Source organism: Mameliella sp. CS4, assembly GCF_019392335.1.
Classification (GTDB): domain Bacteria; phylum Pseudomonadota; class Alphaproteobacteria; order Rhodobacterales; family Rhodobacteraceae; genus Antarctobacter.
The window spans coordinates 1-278 of sequence record NZ_JAHXRQ010000138.1 but is presented as its reverse complement, the minus strand read 5'-3'; the positions used below and the strand labels follow the sequence as shown (position 1 = coordinate 278).

The 278-nt window shown below is 64.4% G+C and carries 1 pseudogene; it reads left to right on the top strand.

Going from position 1 to position 278, the window contains the following annotated elements:
- A pseudogene (locus KZZ07_RS26860) lies at positions 1 to 96 on the top strand (IS110-like element ISMex17 family transposase); the annotation flags it as partial.
- Between the last annotated feature and the right edge of the window lie 182 nt (positions 97 to 278).

The following is a 278-nucleotide window of genomic DNA, read 5'->3' as shown; positions in this document are numbered from 1 at the left end:
ACGCGACGCCGCCAGATCGTCGACCTGATCGCGTCGGAGCGGCAGCGGGCGAGCCACGCCCCGTCTTGCATCAAGGACAGCGTCCGGCGTGTCATAGTATTGCCATCGCCGGCATTCTCGGCGCCGCCGGCATTATCATTGCAGTGTTGCCGGAGCGGGTGGCACGGCGGGCGTAAGAGCGTAGCGAGCACTCGGGGGGATGTCCACGGCGACATCTTTCCGGCTCGTCGCGCGGCATGATATGCGCTTGCAACCATATGCGTTGGAGCGCATTTTTC